This window comes from Dokdonia ponticola, assembly GCF_042653865.1.
Taxonomy (GTDB): domain Bacteria; phylum Bacteroidota; class Bacteroidia; order Flavobacteriales; family Flavobacteriaceae; genus Dokdonia; species Dokdonia ponticola.
The window spans coordinates 258,871-278,417 of the sequence record NZ_JBHSFV010000002.1; the positions used below are offsets into that span (position 1 = coordinate 258,871).

21 protein-coding genes and 1 other RNA gene are annotated in these 19,547 nt (G+C 35.6%); 17 read left to right on the forward strand and 5 right to left on the reverse strand.

Features of this window, described 5'->3' with window-relative positions:
- Positions 1-12 precede the first annotated feature (12 nt).
- The 3 genes from ACFO3O_RS05170 (at position 13) to rnpB (ending at position 1,033) form a co-directional block, all read left to right on the forward strand.
- Entirely contained in the window at positions 13-306 is a 294-nt protein-coding gene (locus tag ACFO3O_RS05170; protein WP_379977481.1) for a 2TM domain-containing protein, read from the forward strand.
- Positions 307-311: 5 nt separating this feature from the next.
- On the forward strand, positions 312-620 hold the full coding sequence (locus tag ACFO3O_RS05175; protein ID WP_379977483.1) for a 2TM domain-containing protein: 309 nt from the start codon (positions 312-314) through the stop codon (positions 618-620).
- Between the two features lie 84 nt (positions 621-704).
- An RNA gene (gene rnpB / locus ACFO3O_RS05180) (RNase P RNA component class A) lies at positions 705-1,033 on the forward strand.
- 611 nt (positions 1,034-1,644) lie between these two features.
- Here the strand turns inward: rnpB and rsmD are convergent.
- From rsmD to ACFO3O_RS05195, 3 genes are read right to left on the reverse strand one after another with little or no spacing between them, the layout of a single operon-like run.
- Entirely contained in the window at positions 1,645-2,208 is a 564-nt protein-coding gene (rsmD, locus tag ACFO3O_RS05185) for a 16S rRNA (guanine(966)-N(2))-methyltransferase RsmD (RefSeq protein WP_379977484.1), read from the reverse strand.
- A complete protein-coding gene (locus ACFO3O_RS05190) occupies positions 2,205-3,047 on the reverse strand; it encodes a DUF3822 family protein (RefSeq protein ID WP_379977486.1) in 843 nt (280 codons plus the stop codon). The genes rsmD and ACFO3O_RS05190 overlap by 4 nt, the downstream gene beginning before the upstream one ends.
- Positions 2,989-3,642 carry a hypothetical protein gene (locus ACFO3O_RS05195; protein ID WP_379977487.1) on the reverse strand — a complete coding sequence of 218 codons (654 nt, stop codon included), beginning with the start codon at positions 3,640-3,642 and terminating at the stop codon, positions 2,989-2,991. The genes ACFO3O_RS05190 and ACFO3O_RS05195 overlap by 59 nt, the downstream gene beginning before the upstream one ends.
- Before the next feature lie 117 nt (positions 3,643-3,759).
- On the opposite strand from ACFO3O_RS05195, the gene ACFO3O_RS05200 reads away from it, so the two are divergent.
- From ACFO3O_RS05200 to ACFO3O_RS05215, 4 genes are all read left to right on the forward strand, one after another.
- Positions 3,760-5,205, forward strand: a complete 1,446-nt coding sequence (locus ACFO3O_RS05200; protein ID WP_379977488.1) for an ATP-dependent DNA helicase — start codon at positions 3,760-3,762, stop codon at positions 5,203-5,205.
- A 26-nt stretch (positions 5,206-5,231) separates the two neighbouring features.
- The gene (locus tag ACFO3O_RS05205) at positions 5,232-5,792 is read left to right on the forward strand and encodes a DUF4126 domain-containing protein (protein ID WP_379977489.1); all 561 of its coding nucleotides are present in this window, start codon (positions 5,232-5,234) and stop codon (positions 5,790-5,792) included.
- Between the two features lie 77 nt (positions 5,793-5,869).
- Positions 5,870-6,613, forward strand: coding sequence for a 3-deoxy-manno-octulosonate cytidylyltransferase (gene kdsB, locus ACFO3O_RS05210; RefSeq protein ID WP_379977490.1), 744 nt, complete (start codon positions 5,870-5,872; stop codon positions 6,611-6,613).
- Positions 6,614-6,619: 6 nt separating this feature from the next.
- Entirely contained in the window at positions 6,620-7,174 is a 555-nt protein-coding gene (locus ACFO3O_RS05215; RefSeq protein WP_379977491.1) for a 1-acyl-sn-glycerol-3-phosphate acyltransferase, read from the forward strand.
- Here the strand turns inward: ACFO3O_RS05215 and ACFO3O_RS05220 are convergent, their stop codons facing one another.
- A complete protein-coding gene (locus ACFO3O_RS05220; RefSeq protein ID WP_379977492.1) occupies positions 7,175-7,678 on the reverse strand; it encodes a hypothetical protein in 504 nt (167 codons plus the stop codon).
- 142 nt (positions 7,679-7,820) lie between these two features.
- Positions 7,821-8,705 (reverse strand): hypothetical protein, encoded by an 885-nt coding sequence (locus tag ACFO3O_RS05225; protein WP_379977493.1) that lies wholly within the window; start codon positions 8,703-8,705, stop codon positions 7,821-7,823.
- 185 nt (positions 8,706-8,890) lie between these two features.
- Between ACFO3O_RS05225 and ACFO3O_RS05230 the strand changes: the two genes are divergently transcribed.
- The 10 genes from ACFO3O_RS05230 to ACFO3O_RS05275 all read left to right on the forward strand — a co-directional run bounded on the left by ACFO3O_RS05230 (position 8,891) and on the right by ACFO3O_RS05275 (position 19,508).
- Positions 8,891-9,889 (forward strand): SDR family oxidoreductase, encoded by a 999-nt coding sequence (locus ACFO3O_RS05230; protein ID WP_379977494.1) that lies wholly within the window; start codon positions 8,891-8,893, stop codon positions 9,887-9,889.
- 9 nt (positions 9,890-9,898) lie between these two features.
- Positions 9,899-11,179, forward strand: coding sequence for a nucleotide sugar dehydrogenase (locus tag ACFO3O_RS05235; RefSeq protein WP_379977495.1), 1,281 nt, complete (start codon positions 9,899-9,901; stop codon positions 11,177-11,179).
- Positions 11,179-12,225 carry a dTDP-glucose 4,6-dehydratase gene (gene rfbB / locus ACFO3O_RS05240; protein ID WP_379977735.1) on the forward strand — a complete coding sequence of 349 codons (1,047 nt, stop codon included), beginning with the start codon at positions 11,179-11,181 and terminating at the stop codon, positions 12,223-12,225. The genes ACFO3O_RS05235 and rfbB overlap by 1 nt, the downstream gene beginning before the upstream one ends.
- Positions 12,222-13,076: a glucose-1-phosphate thymidylyltransferase RfbA gene (gene rfbA / locus ACFO3O_RS05245; RefSeq protein WP_379977496.1), complete on the forward strand. Its 855-nt coding sequence runs from the start codon at positions 12,222-12,224 to the stop codon at positions 13,074-13,076. The genes rfbB and rfbA overlap by 4 nt, the downstream gene beginning before the upstream one ends.
- The gene (rfbC, locus tag ACFO3O_RS05250; RefSeq protein WP_379977497.1) at positions 13,077-13,628 is read left to right on the forward strand and encodes a dTDP-4-dehydrorhamnose 3,5-epimerase; all 552 of its coding nucleotides are present in this window, start codon (positions 13,077-13,079) and stop codon (positions 13,626-13,628) included.
- A 4-nt stretch (positions 13,629-13,632) separates the two neighbouring features.
- Entirely contained in the window at positions 13,633-14,499 is an 867-nt protein-coding gene (rfbD, locus tag ACFO3O_RS05255; RefSeq protein WP_379977498.1) for a dTDP-4-dehydrorhamnose reductase, read from the forward strand.
- A gap of 9 nt (positions 14,500-14,508) precedes the next feature.
- Entirely contained in the window at positions 14,509-15,951 is a 1,443-nt protein-coding gene (locus ACFO3O_RS05260; protein ID WP_379977499.1) for an MBOAT family O-acyltransferase, read from the forward strand.
- A gap of 2 nt (positions 15,952-15,953) precedes the next feature.
- A complete protein-coding gene (locus ACFO3O_RS05265) occupies positions 15,954-16,874 on the forward strand; it encodes a hypothetical protein (RefSeq protein WP_379977500.1) in 921 nt (306 codons plus the stop codon).
- 314 nt (positions 16,875-17,188) lie between these two features.
- A complete protein-coding gene (locus tag ACFO3O_RS05270) occupies positions 17,189-18,394 on the forward strand; it encodes a hypothetical protein (protein WP_379977502.1) in 1,206 nt (401 codons plus the stop codon).
- 94 nt (positions 18,395-18,488) lie between these two features.
- Positions 18,489-19,508, forward strand: a complete 1,020-nt coding sequence (locus tag ACFO3O_RS05275) for a glycosyltransferase family protein (RefSeq protein WP_379977503.1) — start codon at positions 18,489-18,491, stop codon at positions 19,506-19,508.
- Positions 19,509-19,547: the final 39 nt, after the last annotated feature.

A 19,547-nucleotide genomic window follows, 5' to 3' on the forward strand; every position in this document is an offset into this window, starting at 1 on the left:
AGCTAGATAGCAATGATGACACCCGAAGAAAAACGTGATAAATATGAGCGCGCAAAGCAACGTGTAGCTGATCTTAAGAAGTTTTACGGCGAGCTGATGAGTTATTTTTTATTTATAGCCATTCTCGCAGGGATCAATTTTTATTTCAATAATTGGTCATATATGTGGTTTTTATGGCCCGCTTTAGGATGGGGAATTGGACTTATCTTTAAAGCCTATAAATTATTCTCCAAAACAGCCTTATTTGGTAGAGATTGGGAGGAACGCAAGATTAAAGAACTTATAGATAAAGATGAAAATATGTAGATTCTATGGAAGATGAAAATGATTTGAAATACTTACGAGCCAAAGATGCTGTAAAACGTATACAAGGTTTTTATTGGCATTTAGCCACGTATCTTTTAGTGATTCTTTTGTCTATAGTAGGTCCTTTTTTTAATTTCACATTTTGCTTTTTTTGCTTTTCTGATAATCATTGGATGAATCTTTTAGGATTTATCCCTTGGGGCATAGGTCTCTTACTTCATGGTCTTGTAGCTTTTAGAGTATTTAAGCCTTTTCATAGATGGGAAGAACGGAAGCTTAAAGAATTTATGAATATGGATGAAGACGCTTCGTAATCATATCTTCTCAATATTGCTAAATCCTTTCTAAAAACCTCTTAAAAACACTTCACTTCCCTTCATTTATATTGTACCTTTGCCCAAGCAGGTCGCCTTATCGCTGTTGTATTGGACATGTTTCAGTACAAAAGAGGAAAGTCCGGACACCATAGAGTAGCATAGCGGCTAACAGCCGTCATCATGTTTAGGCGTGATAGGACAAGTGCAACAGAAAGTATGTACAGGTCATGCTGTAGTGAAACCAGGTAAACTCTATGCGGTGCAATGTCAAGTATACCCACAGTTAAGTGTTACTCGCGCGTTGTGGGAGGGTAGGCAGATGGAGGTGTTTAGTAATAAACATCCTAGATAAATGATAAGGGTCACACTTTGGTGTGATACAGAATCCGGCTTATAGACCTGCTTTTTAATGAAACTCAATTTTGAAAAGCCTGAAAGGCGCATTCAAAATTGTAAGTTGAATTCATCCCGCTTTTTCCGCGGGATCTTTTAGTTTTTAACATAACTCAATTTTGAGAAGTCCGAAGGACGCACTCAAAATTTCACCTTGAACTCATCGGACTATTTGCTAAACTTTTTTAGTATTTAATAGAATCTAAGCTTTGATATTTCGCATCTTCAATTTTAGTTCTTAAAACCCCCACAAAAAGGGGCATTTGCCCCATTATTACATGACATCTTCACCGTAGTTTTGTATCAGAATTGTTGGAAACACAATTTTATCTCACTAAAACACTTGAATGATGCCATATTATACACAAGAAGCGTGACAGTCTACAGTGTATACAGCATACGCAAAAGGATGACGTTTTAAAATGTCATCCTTTTTTTAGTGAAACACTGTTTTGTAAAGTCTGAAAGACGCATACAAAATAGGTAGTTGAACTAATCCCGCTGAAAACGGGATCTATGATTTAATACCTTCTATTACTATACATAACATATATCCTTACTCTGTGGCTTCCTTTATAAATTTTCGCTTTAAGCGAAAAAAAAATTAGAAAGAATCGCTCTTGAAATACTACTCTTCTTCATCACTTTCTGGCCACACAAAAAAGCTAAAGGCATTGCCTCCATAATGGCGGGTTTCTACATAATGGGCTAGATGATCCATTTTGGTATGTTTGCTATGTTCTATGATAAGCGTTCCGTCAGGATCTAGTAAGTTGTTTTCAAAAGTGAGAATCGCTATTTTTTCAAATTGCTCCAAAGGCATGTCATACGGTGGATCGGCAAAAATGATATCGTAAGTGCCTGAAGCGCGTTCTAAATATTTAAACACATCACTTTTAATGGTCTGAATGGCTTCAAAATTAAACGCTTCTGCTGTTTTATTGATAAATTGTACGCAGTGATAATTTGAATCTACCGAAACAATTTGTTGTGATCCTCTTGAAGCAAATTCATAGCTTATATTTCCTGTGCCTGCAAAGAGATCTAAAACACTTAGCGAGCTGATATGAAATTGACTCCGTATGATATTAAATAAGGCTTCTTTAGCCATATCTGTGGTAGGGCGTGTGGGTAGTTTTTTAGGAGCCTGAATACGGCGTCCTTTATATTTTCCTGAAATAATTCGTGTCATATAAGCGTGCTTAAAATATAATCGCTAGCAGGAATTATACTTGTTGGGTTTTCTTTGATGTTGAGATGGCGTATGTATTTATAGGCTATTTCATATAGCGGATCTTCTTTTTGTACCTGTCCGCTGAGTTCTACAGTTACAGTCTCTGGGTTTAATTCTAATTGCTCTAGTGTAAACAATGTGTAATACAAAAAATCTTCTTTTGAATGGAAATCAAAGGCATTTGCTAAGAGTAATTTCTTTTTTTGTGTAGCAACCAAATCAAAGCTGTTTTTATGAAGATGAATGTAGACTTTAGGATACTCATCGTTCGACGCTGTTTCCAGTACGTGTTTGATAAAAAGCGACATTCCATGGTAGTAATCAAAGGCTCCAAAGGTGTCAAAAAAGAAATTATTGATATTGGTATATGGGATATAGACTGTGACTATGTCTTGTGTATCTATTGCGTCATAGGCAACAAAATCTGTGGCTAGAATCTTTGTATTAAACTTTAGGTAATCAGTGAGTTTTTCTGGATCAAATACTGCTTTAGGAACTAGGGTAAATAAGTGATTACTATAAATCACTTCTACTTTTTTGTAGGGTTCTTGTAGCTCAGGATGTATTTTAAAAATAGTAGTAACCTCTCCTAATAGAGACGCGGGGTCTACTTTTTGCTTAAAAGGAATCGTTTGATAGCTAATGAGCTCTTTTGAAGCTATATTTTGGGTACAAAAAGAAAGTCCATCTAAGCATACTTGGATGGACAATTTCTTTGATATGGTATGTGGTTGACTATTATTCGTCATTTGCACCGTAACTCTTCGGCCAGTTTCCGTTGGTTGTAATTTTATCAAGAGACCCTACAATAAGAGCATCTCCATTTACACCATCTACAGAAATTACTTGTTTTTCTTTAGTAACAAAGTCTTTTGGTTGATCAAATAAAAGTACATCTTTAGATACTCTTATTTCAAAAACAGGGAAGTCAATATTACTTTTGTTGATCGTACCTGTCTTCATTTCAAACTTAGCATTAGCTCCTTCAATAGGCACATTAATCATTGTTTTGTAACGATCTGATGTTCCGAATAAAGAATCTTTTACAGATTTAAACCCTAAGGTATCTATGATGGTTATTTCTTTATAAGTATCAACTCCATATAATTTTGTTTGTTCTTCATCTAATACTGTACTATCTCTACGTTGTGTCAATGTAAATTGAGCGGTGTCTATAAATTTAACTAATTTGTCAAAATCGGCTTGATATGTTTTGGTCACAGTTTTATGAGCCATTTGTGAAATACGAAGATCTCGTAAATTCTCTATGGCCATTTTGTACCTTTTCTCTTTTATCTCATTAAATTTCACTTCTCCATAGATAGCATTAAAAAGTAAATATGATAACACACCTATGATTACCCAAAGTACAAGTTGCAAAACAATTTTCATTCGTAGAGGTTTTTAATATTAGTTTACGTATACTCGCAAATCTACAATTTTTTTTTAATCGTAAAAACATATTAAGATATTTTCCTTCGTTATATTTAACCCACCTAATTTCCTACTATGTCTACAGACCCTTCTTCGTTTTATAAACTCATGTGTTCAGACTTTCCGTATACACCTACTATAAAGCAAGATATCCTTTTACAAAAGCTTTCAAACTTTCTCCTAGACAGCAATTATGATACCGTTTTTTTATTAAAAGGATATGCAGGAACGGGTAAAACAACCATTATAGGAACTTTGGTTAAAAATTTATGGAAAGCCCAGCTATCATCAGTGCTCATGGCACCTACAGGGAGAGCTGCCAAAGTCATTAGTAACTACAGCAATCGGCAAGCATTTACGATACATCGTAAAATTTATTTCCCCAAAAAGGATAAAGGGGGAGGTGTTTCGTTTACATTACAACCTAACAAACATCGCAATTGTGTTTTTATCGTAGATGAAGCTTCTATGATTTCTGATCGAGTAAGTGAATCTAAATTGTTTGAAAATGGATCTCTCCTAGATGATATGATGCAATATGTATATAGTGGTCATAAGTGCAAATTGATACTCATAGGTGATGATGCGCAGTTACCACCCGTAAAATTAGATTTATCTCCTGCATTAGATAGTAATGTCTTATCCTTACAGTATAATAAAGAGGTAGATAGTATACAGCTGGATGAAGTCATGCGTCAAGAAGAGAGCAGTGGTATTCTCTTTAATGCCACTACCATCAGAGAACATCTCGCCGATGGTTTTTTTGAAGATTTTAAGTTTGATTTAAACGGGTTTGAAGATATTGTGAGGCTTGTAGATGGTCATGATATCATGGACGCGATACAAGACTCCTATGAGCAGGTAGGGAACGAAGAGACCGCTATTATTGTACGCTCTAATAAAAGAGCCAACTTATATAATCAACAAATACGATCCCGTATTCTTTTTCAAGAAGAAGAAGTGTCGTCTGGTGATCATCTTATGGTCGTAAAAAACAACTACTTCTGGGTAGATGCTAAAAGTGATGCAGGTTTTATTGCTAATGGTGATATTATCAAAGTGTTAGAAATTTATGCCATTAAAGAGCTCTACGGTTTCCGATTTGCCGAAGTCAAAGTACAAATGATCGATTACCCTAATATGGCCCCTTTTGATACCGTAGTGATGCTGGATGTACTTGCTATGGAGACGCCTTCTTTGCCCTATGAAGAATCAAATAGGTTGTATCAAGAAGTGCAAAAAGATTATGCAGACGAAAAATCAAAATATAAGCGATTCCTTAAAATTAAAAATAATAAGTTTTTCAATGCCCTTCAAATCAAATTCTCTTATGCAATTACCTGTCATAAATCACAAGGAGGACAATGGGATCGTATTTTTATAGAACAACCCTATCTTCCTGACGGGATGAATCGAGATTACTTACGATGGCTTTACACGGCCGTTACGAGAGCTAAATCAAAAGTCTACCTCATCGGTTTTAAAGAAGATATGTTTGTTGAAACATACGAACAAAAATAGTATCTTACCATCACTATATTTTTCTCATGGTTTTTGAACTTATTGTCAGTATTGTTTTAGGCTTTTCTTTAGCTGCAGCTGCAGGATTTCGGATTTTTATACCGTTGTTACTCGTCAGTTTAGCAGCTCATTTTGGTTGGTTTCCTGTCGATCAAAGTTGGCAATGGATAGGAAGCAGTACTGCCTTATGGCTTTTAGGTATTGCTGCGGTAGTAGAAACCTTTGCTTATTTTATTCCTTGGTTAGACAATCTGCTAGACACCATATCAGTTCCTCTAGCGGGTATAGCAGGTACGTTGCTTATGGTCATTACTATGGGTGATGTAGACCCTATATTTACGTGGGCTTTGGCAATTATTGCAGGAGGTGGTGCCGCTGCTGCGATATCGGGGACTACAGGCGTAACACGACTGACTTCTACAGCCACTACGGGGGGTGTTGCAAACCCTGTAATCGCTTCAGTAGAGACAGGTGCGGCGACGACTATTTCGGTAGCGAGCGTATTTTCTCCATTTATTGCCCTGGTTCTTGTACTGTTAATCGTAGGGGTTGCGTGGCGATGGATTAAAAGGCTTAGGCGTTCTTAATTGGAACTGAATTTCGCTATTTTTGTAATTGCATTTAATATTTGATTATACGCTTTCGCGAAAGCGTACCCAACTTCATGAAGACGTCTTTAAAAATTATAGCAATGATTCCCGCGCGATATGCGGCCTCTCGTTTTCCAGGGAAAATGATGAAAGATTTAGGAGGAAAACCAGTGATTGTCCAAACGTATGAAAGCACGGTGGCTACCCAACTCTTTAATGACGTATATGTCGTTACAGATAGTCCTGTGATTTACGATGCGGTCACTGCAGCAGGAGGAAAGGCTCTCATGAGTCGGGAAGATCATGAATGTGGGAGTGATCGGATAGCTGAAGCAGTAGTGTCTATAGATTGTGATATTGTGGTAAATGTACAAGGTGATGAGCCTTTTACAACGAGAGAAGATCTTGCGCCAGTGCTGGATGTTTTTTATGGTGAAGATGCTTCACAAATTGATCTTGCTAGTGTCATGACACCACTTGAGGATGAGGCTGATATAAAAAATCCAAACAATGTAAAAGTAATTGTCGATGCGATGGATTATGCGTTGTACTTTTCAAGATCCCCTTTACCGTATGTGAGAGATCGAGAAGTAGCTTTGACCATATATAAACATAAAGGTATTTATGCCTTTAGAAAACAAGCGATTATCGATTTTTCACTTTTAAAAATGCGAGCGCTAGAAGCTGCCGAAAAGATCGAATGCATTCGTTTTTTGGAGTATGGTAAAAAAATTAAAATGGTACGCTCCCATAATGTGGCGATAGGGATTGATACTGAAGAAGACTTAGAAAAAGCACGTCAACTCCTCACAAAGTAACTACGTATGGGATTAGCAAAATTTATATATAAAAAAGTATTAGGATGGAAAGTTATTGGAGATTTTTCTCAAGACACCGTAAAAAAATGTATTGTGATAGCGGTACCTCACACGAGTTGGCATGACTTTTATATGGGCATTTTGTTACGAGCTACATTGGGTGTTAAAGTAGGGTTTGTCGGGAAGAAAGAACTTTTCAAATGGCCATTTGGTTTTTTCTTTAGGCTCATGGGAGGTGCTCCTATAGATAGAACTTCTGGACAAGACAAGGTAAAATCTATTGCGCAGGTATTCAAAACTAAAGAAGAGTTTAGACTAACACTAGCGCCTGAGGGGACTCGTAAAAAAGTTAACAAACTTAAAACAGGTTTTTACTTTATCGCCCTAGAAGCAAAGGTACCTATCATTATGGTGGCTTTTGACTTCGCCAAAAAAGAGCATCGTATTTCAAAACCCCTATATCCATCAGGGGATTTAAAACAAGATCTTGCCTTGATTCACGAGTTTTTTGAAGGTGCTATCGGAAAAGTCCCTGAATATAGCTTTACGCCAAACACATAATTATGTTTTCTTAAAAATCAACGTATCCTTCTTGGAAGTTGGCGTTTGTTGGGAAGAGGCTCCACCTCCAAAGAGGAGTGGTGTACTAGAAAAGCTTGTGCCAAACGTTTCAGCGGCTAAAAATACCTGTTGTACGGCACTTCTCACTTCTCTTTCGGTTAACGGACTTAAGGGGTGAACATACACCGACCATAAAATAGTATCAGAAATGGCATATTTCACATCAAGTGCTGAGTGAAAATTTGCAGTAAGACAATCTAACAGTAAATCTTTGTCAAGCTTTGAAACCTCTATGATGGGTGCGATAATTCGCATGCGATCGTTTACAGAATCTGTAAGTACTATCATGGGGAGTTCATTTAATTTGAGTTGCCATCTTCCGCTTATACCCTCTATATTGTCTACTTCTTGCGAGAGAATATCTTTTAATTTTTGATTGGTCATTTGCGCTTGCGCGAAAAAACTAGTCAGTAGAATCGCTACTGTAAGAAGGTATGTTTTCATGAAAAATAGAATTTACTTGATCATCGAGATTTAAATTCACCGAGACTTGCCTAGAAATAAATGGTTTTTCTTAAATCCCTTATAGGCTTGCCTCGAAGTAATTTACTCGCCTAAGTCGGCAAATACAAACAATACTAACAGGCTATTTACTGTTTTTTAGATCTAAGGTATAAAGATTTCCTAGATCATTTTTAGATGCTTCTTCAGAGATGTAGACGGTATTTGCATCTTTAAAAGTGATGCTTTCTTTTTGAGAAGAGTGTTCTAACTTGATCTTAGTTACATCACCTGAAAAGAAATGATCTTCAGTGTAATTTTCTAAAATCCAAACTTTATTATAGCTTAATAAGGCAATTTTACCCGTTTGCTCGTGTATGGCCGCACTGGTAACCTGACAATCATCCCGATCTGAGCAGGTTTTGAATTCATCGATAAGGACAGCTGTTTGCGGACCTTCTTTCATAGGAACTCTATATAATTTTGTAGTACCGTCAAACTTCTTATCAGGAATTCGATTGCGGGTAAATAAATAAAAATAAGATTGGTGTACGATAATGGATTCGACATCAAAGTTGCGATGCTTTTTTTTGGGAGGATATTTTTCCTGATCCTCAAAAGTGAAGGTGGTCGCTTTCGCGAAAGCGGTATGAGAACCCAAAGGAATCTGCTCGATATTTTCTACCCAGTATATGGTTTGATTTTTTCTGTTATTGTCGTTATTACCAAAATCACCAACATATAACGTGTTTTCATACCGAGTTACATCTTCCCAGTCTACATTTTTACCATTAGAGAGTCTGATTTCTTGAACAATTTCTTTAGCATAAAGGTCTATGGTATATATACTAGGGTCTCCACCAGAATCATTAATTGTATAAAGCAGCTCACCATTTTTAGATAAGGTAATACCAGAGTTTTCTTCTAAGAGTTCTGGGAATGTCATCTCATAGGCAAGTTTGCCATAATCTTGTGCTTGGCATTGTGTTGTCGTAAGTGCGATAAAAATAAATATTGAATAAAACTTCATAAATAGATATCAGGTATAAACAGTGGTAAATGTACTATAATGGGTATTGTTTTATATAAAGGTTATCATAAAATCGTATTTTATTGCTATGAAAAGTGCTTATACATCTTTAAAAAAGCCTGTAATTTATAGTGCTATCAACATCTTAAGAAGTCTTATATTTGCACTGCTTGAATAACGGATATATGACCGACATTGCTATAGATACATTAAAAGGAGCGAGAGTACTTGTAACTGGGGGAGCGGGCTTCATAGGCTCTAATCTGTGTGAATATTTGTTAGATCAAGAGGCTGTTGTTCATTGTTTAGATAATTTTGCAACTGGTCATAAGGCTAATATTAGCTCGTTTGAAGATCATCCTAATTTTACATTATTTATAGGAGATATACGCAATCTTGAAGATTGTAAGCGTGCTATTGCATCTATGGACTATGTGTTACATCAAGCAGCATTAGGGTCTGTTCCTAGGTCTATTAATGATCCGATCACCACAAATGATGTGAATGTAGGTGGGTTTTTAAATATGCTCACTGCAGCTAGGGATGAAAAGGTTAAACGCTTTGTGTATGCTGCGAGTTCATCTACATATGGTGACTCTACCTTATTACCTAAAAAAGAAGACATTATAGGAAAACCATTATCACCGTATGCGATCACAAAATATGTAAATGAATTGTACGCAGATGTATTTCATAAAGTATATGACCTAGATACCATAGGATTACGGTATTTTAATGTGTTTGGTAGAAGACAAGATCCTAATGGGGCTTATGCAGCAGTTATTCCTGCCTTTGTTAAAAAATTCATCAATCATGAATCACCTATCATAAATGGTGATGGTTCTTTCTCTAGAGACTTTACCTATATAGATAATGTGATTGAGATGAATATAAAATCAATGCTTACTTCTAACCCTGAGGCATTGAATACTGTTTATAATGTTGCTTATGGTGAACGTACAACGCTTATCCAACTAACAGAAATATTAAAAAAAGCGTTAACTACATACGACAGTTCTATACAAGATGTAGCCATAATGCACGGACCAGAGCGTGTTGGAGATGTACCTCACTCTTTAGCTTCGATAGAAAAAGCTACTTCCCTAGTAGGGTATACACCAGAGTTTGATCTTGAAAAAGGAATTCAGGCATCTATGGAGTGGTATTGGAAGCATTTAAAATAAAATAGGTTTATGAAAGACATTAAAATAGGAATTATTGGACTAGGATATGTAGGATTACCACTAGCACGCCTATTTGCCACTTCTTATAATGTTGTTGGTTTTGATATCAAAGAAGACCGTATACATGAATTGAATCAGGGAATTGATGCAACCTTAGAGGTTTCTGAAAAAGACTTGACAGCCGTTTTAAAGGATAAACAATCTAGCGGAAACGGTTTGTGTTGCACTAGTAGCATAGATGATCTTATAGATTGTAATTATTATATTGTCACAGTGCCTACGCCAATTGACAAGAATAATAGACCTGTACTTATCCCTCTTTATAAGAGCAGTGAGACTGTTGCTAGCGTTCTTAAAAAAGGAGATATTGTTATTTATGAAAGTACCGTATATCCAGGGGTCACTGAAGAAGAGTGTGTTCCTGTTTTAGAAAGGGTAAGTGGACTGACATTTAATGAAGATTTCTTTGTGGGGTATTCTCCAGAACGTATCAATCCAGGTGATAAGCTGCATACGGTAGATAAAATATTAAAAGTAACTTCTGGGAGTACGCCAGAGATTGGTAAAAAAGTAGATGCATTGTATGCTTCTGTTATTACAGCAGGAACACATTTAGCGCCTACGATTAAGGTTGCCGAAGCCGCTAAGGTTATTGAAAACTCGCAGCGTGATATCAACATTGCGTTTGTCAACGAATTGGCAAAAATATTTAATCTCATGGGGGTAGATACCCAAGATGTATTGGAAGCAGCAGGCACCAAATGGAATTTTCTACCCTTCAAACCAGGACTTGTTGGCGGGCACTGTATCGGAGTAGATCCGTATTATCTTGCACAAAAAGCGCAAGAGTTAGGCTATCACCCAGAAATTATCCTTGCAGGAAGACGCCTTAATGATAGCATGGGATCGTATGTAGCGTCCGAAGTCGTTAAGTTAATGCTTCAAAATGATATTAAAGTTAATGGAGCTCAGGTATTGGTATTAGGGATTACTTTTAAAGAAAATTGTCCAGATGTACGCAACACCAAAGTAGTTGACGTTATCCGAGATCTAAAAGAATACGGTGTAGAAGTAACGGTATTTGATCCTTGGGTGAGTCCAGAAGATGTAAAACATGAGTATGGTCTTGAGGCTATTACAACAGCTCCAGACAGTAATTTTGATGCGATTGTGCATGCGGTAGCACACTCAAAATTTTTAGACCTAGATCTTACCTCCTTCAAAAAAGAGAATGCTATTATTTATGATGTAAAAGGAGTATTAAAAACAGCAGTAAACGGGAAGTTGTGATGAATATTTTGGTTACAGGAGGTGCAGGTTTTATAGGTTCGCATGTGGTGCGGCGCCTTGTGACTAGGTATCCTGAGTACCATATTTATAACTTAGATGCACTTACCTATGCAGGGAATCTAGAAAATCTAACAGATATAGATACCGCACCTAATTATACCTTTTTAAAAGCAGATATTACCGATGCTGCTCACATTCAAGAGCTTTTTGAATCGTATCGGTTTGATAAAGTAGTTCATCTTGCAGCAGAGTCGCATGTAGATCGCTCTATAGAAGATCCACTAGTTTTTGTAAAGACCAATGTGATAGGTACTATGAATCTATTGAATACCTGTAAGTCGCTATGGAAAGTACCTACAGACACCAATCTATTTTATCACATTAGCACTGATGAGGTATACGGCTCCTTAGGAAGAGAAGGTCTTTTTACAGAAGAGACCCCATACAGTCCCAATTCTCCATATGCTGCTTCTAAAGCTAGCTCAGATCATTTTGTGAGAGCCTATGGTGAAACCTACGGACTTCCTTTTGTGATTTCAAATTGCTCCAATAATTACGGGCCGAATCATTTTCCTGAAAAATTGATTCCGCTTTTTATTAATAATATATTAGAAATGAAACCATTACCAGTATATGGTGATGGGCAGTATACCAGAGACTGGCTATACGTCATTGATCATGCAATAGCAATAGATACGATCTTGCACAAGGGACGTGTCGGAGAGACGTATAATATAGGGGGCTTTAATGAGTGGACCAATATTGATCTTATTCATTTGCTATGTGAAATGATGGATGATACGCTTTCGCGAAAGCGGGGAACTTCTGCATCCCTTATTACATTTATAAAAGATCGTCTTGGGCATGACAAACGCTATGCTATTGATGCTTCAAAAATTAATAAAGAATTAGGGTGGAAGCCTTCGGTTACCTTTGAAGAAGGATTGCGCGCAACATTAGATTGGTATCTAGAGAATAAGACATGGTTAGCTCATGTTACGTCGGGTGACTATCAGAAATATTATAAAAAAATGTATCAATCATGAAAGGAATCGTTCTAGCAGGTGGTGCAGGTACTCGTTTATATCCTCTTACTATAGCGGTGAGTAAACAGTTGTTGCCTGTCTACGATAAACCCATGATTTATTACCCTATTTCGGTGCTTATGTTGGCGGGAATCCGAGAGATTTTGATCATCACAACCCCTGAAGATCAAGAGTCGTTTAAAAAGCTTCTAGGAGATGGACACACCTTTGGATGTGAATTTCAGTACGAAGTGCAGTATAAACCTAATGGTTTAGCAGAAGCGTTTATTATAGGAGAAACCTTTATAGGGAGTGATAAAGTAGCACTTGTATTGGGCGATAATATATTTTATGGCAACGGACTTAGTAAATTATTGCAAAGTAAAGTAGACATAGAAGGAGGTGCTATTTTTGCTTATCCGGTAAGAGATCCAGAGCGTTTTGGAGTTGTTACATTTGACGAAAATAATAAAGCCACTAGCATCGAAGAAAAACCTGAAAGCCCAAAGTCTAATTATGCGGTTCCAGGCTTGTATTTTTATGATAATGAAGTAGTCTCAATTGCAAAATCTATCAAGCCTTCTGCACGAGGAGAAAAAGAAATCACAGCGATCAATCAGGCGTACCTTGCAAAAGGAAGGTTGGATGTTGTTGTGATGAGTAGAGGAATGTCTTGGTTTGATACAGGAACGGTAGATGCGCTTGATGATGCTACCGAGTTTATTCGTGTGTTGCAACGCAATCAAAGTACAATGATTGGCTGTTTGGAAGAAATTGCCTATAAGATGTCATGGATTAGCTATGATGCGCTTAAAGAAAGCGCAAAGCGCTATGGAAAAGGTAATTATGCTCAATATATCAATACTCTGTAGATGCATGTAAAAACAACCTCTTTTAAAGATTTAATCATATGTCAACCGTCTGTATTCACAGATGAACGAGGCTATTTTTATGAATCCTACAAGCAAAAGACATTTGAAGAAAAAACGGGACTCTCTCCTCAGTTTGTCCAAGATAATCAATCAGAATCTACCTATGGGGTATTGAGAGGGTTGCATTTTCAAGTGGGAGAAATGGCGCAGGCAAAATTAGTACGTGTGATTGATGGAGAGGTCTTAGACGTTGTGGTCGATTTGCGTAAAGAGGAACCTACGTTTGGAAAATCATTCTCCATGATACTTTCTGGAGAGAATAAAACACAACTATTTATCCCGAGAGGATTTGCTCATGGATTTGTAGTCCTGAGTAAAAAGGCTACGTTCTCTTATAAATGTGATAATTACTATCATAAAGAGAGTGAGCGTGGATTAAAATTTGACGATCCCTACTTGGGGATTGATTGGAAGTTAGATCCCAAAGCATTGATATTGTCAGAAAAAGATTTGTTGCATCCAGATTTTGAGACATTAAAGCAATTACTCTAATAAAATGAATCACACAAAGTCACACAAAAAAATACTGATAACTGGTGCAAATGGTCAGTTAGGCTGTGCTTTGAGAGAAGAAAGTAAGGGTTTTCCAAAAAATGAGTACATTTTCGCATCCAAATCGATGTTAGACATTACTTCAAAACCCTCGATTCAAAATGCGATAGACGTTCACCAACCTGATATTATTGTGAATACTGCTGCGTATACGGCTGTAGATGCTGCTGAGAAGGATGTAGATGCTGCTTACGCACTTAACGAAACAGCAGTACATTTGCTCGCTGAGGTATGTAAAGAATCTAGTATCGTGCTTATTCATATTTCAACTGATTATGTTTTTGATGGTACCTCAGATATTCCATATTCAGAAGAAGTTGAACCCAATCCACAGACAGTATATGGAAAATCAAAACTCGCTGGTGAGCGTGCGATTCAGTCGTTTAAAACACTCACATATGCCATCATACGGACTTCTTGGGTATACAGTGCGTACGGGCATAATTTTTATAAAAGCATGTTACGTTTAGGGAAAGAGCGAGATACGTTGTCTGTGGTTAATGACCAACATGGGATTCCTACCTTGGCAAATGATTTGGCAAAAGCCATATTTCAGATCATACCCAAGTTAGATATGGCTACTAAGGGAGTGTATCATTACAGTAATAGTGGGAAGGCGACTTGGTACGCTTTCGCGAAAGCGATATTTGAATACTCAAATTTAACTATAAATGTGCTTGCTGTTTCTTCTGAAGCGTTTCCTACAGCTGCTATGCGTCCTAAAAATAGCATGCTGGATTGCACAAAAATCGTGAATACTTTTGGAGTAGAAACTCCTTTGTGGACCGAAGGACTTGAACGAATCATATAATTTATTTATATGCTTTTTAACTCTATAGATTTCGCCCTTTTTTTACCCATTGTATTTCTGATCTATTGGGGAGTGGTTCACAAATCTATAAAGGCACAAAATATATTTATCATTTTGGCGAGTTATACGTTTTATGGCTGGTGGGATTGGCGTTTTTTATTTCTTATTGTAACTAGTACGTTGGTTGATTATTTTGTCGGGCTTGGGCTGCAGCGATATGAAGCAAAAAAAAAGCGAAAAGCTTTGTTATATCTAAGTATCATCACAAATATTGGGATTCTCGTTTTCTTTAAATACTTTAATTTTTTTGTAGATACGTTTGTAGATGTGTTTTCTCTTTTTGGAAAAGAGATTTCTGTGACGAGCCTACAAATTATACTACCGGTAGGGATTAGTTTTTATACGTTTCAGACGTTATCGTATAGTATAGATGTTTATAATAGAAAGATAGCGCCTACGCGAGACTTTTTTGCATTTACGGCTTTTGTATGTTTTTTTTCTCAGCTTGTGGCGGGTCCAATAGAAAGGGCAAAGCATTTGCTTCCACAATTTCAGCAAAAGCGGCATTTTGAGTTTTCAAGTGGTGTAGATGGATTAAAGCAAATTCTTTGGGGGTTGTTTAAGAAAATGGTAATTGCAGATACGTGTGGACGGTATGTAGCTATTTTATTTGCAAATCCTTCTGATTTTACGAGTAGTTCTTTAGTCATAGGGGCAGTGCTCTTCTCATTTCAAATCTATGCTGATTTTTCTGGGTACTCTGATATAGCCATTGGGGTGGCTCGATTATTTGGTTTTCATCTAAAGCAAAACTTTGCTACACCTTATTTTTCGACTTCTATTACTGAGTTTTGGAGGCGTTGGCATATCTCTCTTTCTACGTGGTTTAGAGATTATGTATATATTCCTTTAGGAGGGAATAAAACATCTAAGAGTCGTTTTGTGTGTACAATTCTTATTGTTTTTAGTGTAAGTGGGCTTTGGCATGGAGCCTCTTGGACTTTTATTATTTGGGGGCTTCTTCATGCATTTTTATATTTGGTGACGTTTTTTATTACTGGTAAGAACAAAAAGCCTATCAGCAATCGATACCTGTATCGATTATCTCACATTTTTAAGATGTTTTTTACTTTTTCTCTAGTCTCCTTTGCTTGGATATTTTTTAGGGCCGAAAGTGTAAGTGGTGCCTTTGTTTACATAGGAAATATTTTTTCTACATCTATAATGAGTTTTCCTAATTTTACAAGTATGGGTAGTTTACTCACATTGGTATTATTGTTATTCTTTTTACTAACTATTGAGTGGAAGGGAAGGGATGAAAAATATGCTATCAAACAGTTATTTCAAAAAAGAAGTAGGGTGTTACGATGGTCTTTTTATTCGCTTTTGATTCTTTTTATTGGTCTGTTTGCAAACATGGATGAGGTTCCATTTATTTATTTTCAATTTTAATCATGAAACGGTTTATTAAATACATACTTCTTTTTATTCCTTTTGCTTTGGTTTTCTATTGCATTGGGATCGTTGTATTTGGACAATTTATGCCTTATTATTTAAAACCAAATTTAAAATCAACCAGAAATAAAGGCAACTATACACTCACTAGGCTTCAGGAAGTTAAAACAGTTTCTGAGATAGATGTTTTGTTTGTTGGGAGTTCTCATGCCTATCATGGTTTTGATACTCGTATTTTTGAAGAAGCAGGCTATTCTGCTTTTAATTTGGGAACTAGTGCGCAGACACCTTTACAGACAAAATTTTTATTAGAGCGCTATTTGGATAGTGTGCGTCCTAAACAAATTGTTTTTCAGGTATCTCCATTCATTTATGCAATTAAAGGAGTGGAGTCTACGGTAGATATTCTATCAAATGATAAGGTAGATGCTTCATCGGTAGCATTAGCATTCAAAATAAATGATATTAATGTATATAATTCTTTGATTTTTTCTGCATTTGAAGATATTACTAGAAAAAAAAATACCTTAAAAGAAAAGCCCATACAAAATAAAAAAATGTATGTGTCTGGAGGGTATGTTGAGACTAGTAGTTTGGACTATCAGGGTAACCAAGCGATCATTACAGATTTTGAATTCAATACACTATCCTTAGAGGCATTTGAAGATATGATAGCCTTAGTAAAAGATAGAGGGATTGCGTATCATTTGGTATACGTTCCTGTTACAAGACCTTTGTATACTGCAATTTCAAGGCAATCAGATTTTGAATCGATGATGAATAGGTATGGTGGGTATCATGATTTTAATAAAATCCTGTCTCTAGATAGCACTTATTTTTATGATAGACACCACCTCAATAAAAAGGGTGTGGCTATTTTTAATGAAACCCTCATAAAGCAGGTTTTGTTGTCAAAATAAGCGCTTCGTTGACAGATGAATCATACAAATCAACTCATGAAACATGAGACTAATTATTCTTATAAAAATAAAATTTATTTAAAACATAATATGAGTATATTGGACACCTAGAAATCGACTCACATATTGAAAACAGTCATCACATTAGCGAATCTTATTATACAAAAGCCCCACTTGTCTGACATAAAATATATTAGAGGCTTTACACAGTTTATTTTAAGAATCTGTTACAATTCTTCAGAATTGTATACAGTAAGTGATATTTATACTTGGAATCTAGCACAAAACATACTAACTCCACGTACAAATCGATAATGAAAAAGAAGATTGATCTACTAGCTTCATTTGGCATTTACGGGATAGGATTGTTATCATTTCTTATCATTGAAATTTTAATCATAAAGCAGTATAGTAGCACTAATATTGCTAACTGGGCATTTTATAAATCTACCGTTATACTTATAGGTTCTTTTACACTTCTTGGATATGGCCAGGTGTTATTAAGAGATCCAAGACTAATCAAAACTCATTTTAAAAGGTTTGTTATTAGGGCTTTGATGGTCTCATTTTTTAGTACGCTATTGATTTTTTTTGTAAAAGACTACTCGTTCAAACAGGCACTCTTCATTTTTCTTGGTATTTTCTTATATGGTTTTTTGAACTATGATTCTGCTGCGTCAAGAGCTAATAACAAATTGTGGAAATCTCAGTTTTCAAAGAATTTTTGGCGATGTTTTATATTACTTTTCTTATTAGTAAATTTTACGGAAGACATCTTTTTACTCTTTGTGATGGCTTTTACAGTTACACTATTACTTTCTTATTTTTTTAAAGGATATGAAATAGAAAGCCTAAGTAAAGAGCATGAAGATATTTCTATTTCTCAAGCAGAAGGACTCTCTAGGGCATTTTTGATTATGTCAATAACCTTAATATTTGCTGTGCACGGTGAGCAATTTGTCATCAATCTTTATGGTGATGAAGTAGCTTCTGTACATCTATTTAAGTATTTTGCCGTAGTAACTCCAATTGCTTTAAGCTTAAACGGTTTTTTAGGATTTTATTTAGGCCCTAAAATTATTCGTAATACGAATTCAAAATCTTTTACCAACTATAACTCGTTATGTAAAAAAGTGTGGTTGTTTTCTTTTGCTAATACATTGGTTTCATCTGGAGTAGGACTATTATTTCTTCTCTATTATTTAGATATTAACTTTAAAGATTTGGACTTTTTCTTAATAGGTACATTATCATGTATTGTTTTTATTAGAGGCATATATGTTACAAACTCTGTGTATGTGGGGATATATGGAAAAAAATCAGAATTATTTGCGGTTGCCAAATACATTGGAGTATTTACTATTTTATTTTTGATAGCAGTAGTGATTGCTTTATTTTTATTTTCAGGTATATTTACGGCACAAATTATTGCGATTCTATCATTGATGAATTGGCTATCTAGGTATGTTGTTTCTGATGTGTATGCAAAACGAATATTAAATAGGGAAACCGTTGTCTGATCATAGGTTAACATCAAATGTTATTATTGTAGCCCCTTTGTCTTCTTTATGTTTAAGAACGAGACTTTATAAACTGGCACTGTTTTTACATAAAATGCAATGTCCCAAAATAACTCATGTCGCTTGGGAACGTTTGCCTAGAGAAGGTAAAGAGCATCTAATAGATTTTGAAATTGAAAAAAAGATAATTTTAGAAGGGGGTGGCTATGGAAGTGGAAGACGCTATTTATATCTGTTATGGATGATACGAGTTTTCTTTTTCAGTTTTACGATTAAAAAAAGTGAGATTGTTTGGGCATTAGGTTTTGAAAGTGCATTTCCGCTTCTTTTGGCAAGTAAGATTAAGGGATTTAAACTTTGTTTTGATGATGCCGATCGTTTTTCTATGTTAGTTAAAAACAAAACGTTGAGGTTTCTGATTCAAAAACTAGAAGTTTTTACGTCACATAATGTTTTCAAACATATCATTCCATCTGTAGAGCGTTATAATTTTAAATCAAATACGTTTTGCTTAGTGAACAATATACCGAGTAAAGATGCTCTGAAAAAAGCAAAAAATATCTATGATCACAAAATCTGGAAAGAATTTAAAATGACTATCAATATTAATGGTTGGTTATCTAAAAGTAGAGGTATTGGAATCATTTTAGAAATTTGTGATCGATTAAGAGAAGAGGACATTGGTTTTGTAATGGCTGGCAAACTAGATTGTGAAGAGGCTATATTGTTATCTAAAAAAGAAAATGTTCAATACCTAGGTCAGATTTCTAATGAAGAGGCTTTAGCAACCTATTTTACATCAGATTTTGTTTTTACCTACTACGATCCTTCTTCGGAGATTAATAGATATGCAGCATCCAATAAATGGGGGGATGCATTAAAAACGGGAGTGGCTATTATCGTAAATAAAGAAGTTGTAAGTTCTAAAAAGTTATTAGAAAAAAAAGTAGCTATTGGATTTAATTATAATGATATTGAAGGACTTGTATCGGAGATTATTAGCTTATCCTCAAATAGATCACATATTTCTACAATTAAAAATAGAGCTTTTGAGTTAGGGAAAAATCTACCCTACTTTGATGACAACATTAAAAAAATATTTTCATTAGGTTAATTTTTAACAATACATAGAGCAGTCGTTTTTTTAATTTAT